Origin of the sequence: Prevotella sp. S7-1-8 (assembly GCF_000758925.1) — a bacterium.
In the GTDB taxonomy this organism is placed as follows: domain Bacteria; phylum Bacteroidota; class Bacteroidia; order Bacteroidales; family Bacteroidaceae; genus Prevotella.
The window spans coordinates 1-944 of sequence record NZ_JRNC01000139.1; the positions used below are offsets into that span (position 1 = coordinate 1).

Consider the following 944-nt stretch of genomic DNA (forward strand, 5'->3'; position numbering starts at 1 on the left):
GCAGCTTCCCTCCACGTATCAACCCTATACAGGAGTATTTCAAGGGATTGCCCTTGAGGGATATTGGTAATATCTGTGGTAATAATAGTGGCAATAGCGATAGTTGTAATCATGACAGTAGTGGCAATAATGAAAACAATTGCTGTTGTGATATTTCTTCCCTTTCACTGAAAGCCATTCCTGACTTGGCAAGTTGCGTAGTTGTGCGCAACTCTGACAAGTGGCTGCCATACCTTACCAAATGGCTCGTGGCAGCGGTTGCCAACGCCATGGACGACCGTGAATATCGTAACCACACTTGCCTCGTGCTGACAGGTGAGCAGGACAAGTTCAAGACAACATTCCTTGACTTGCTCTGTCCTCCGGCTCTTCACGGTTACAGCTATACGGGCAAGATATATCCGCAGGAGAAGGACACGCTTACCTATATAGGGCAAAATCTCATCGTAAACATTGATGACCAGCTCAAAGCCCTCAACAAGCGTGACGAGAACGAGCTGAAAAATCTCATCACCTGCCCGATGGTCAAGTACCGTATGCCCTACGACAAGTATGTGGAGGAACATCCGCACTTGGCGAGTTTCGTAGCATCGGTAAATGGCAATGACTTCCTTACCGACCCCACAGGCAGCAGGCGCTTCTTGCCCTTTGAAGTGCTTTCCATAAATATTGAGAGAGCAAAAGCTATCTCGATGGACAATGTTTATGCGGAAGCCAAAGCCCTGTTAAAGTCAGGTTTTCGCTATTGGTTTGATGATGACGAGATTGCCGAACTATATAGAGAGAGTGAAGACTTTCAAGTACAAACTGCAGAGATGGAGCTTTTGTTGCGTTGTTTTGAAAAGCCAACGGAGAATGAAAGTTATTCGTTAATGACCACTACGGAGATACTCACTTATTTGGGTATTTATACTCACCAGCCACTTGTTGCCAAGCGTATGGGT

The 944-nt window shown here is 46.0% G+C and carries 1 protein-coding gene; it reads left to right on the forward strand.

The features are described 5' to 3' along the window. Positions 1-944: VapE domain-containing protein (locus HMPREF1640_RS12360; protein WP_036895387.1), on the forward strand; the 944-nt coding region annotated here is incomplete at both ends.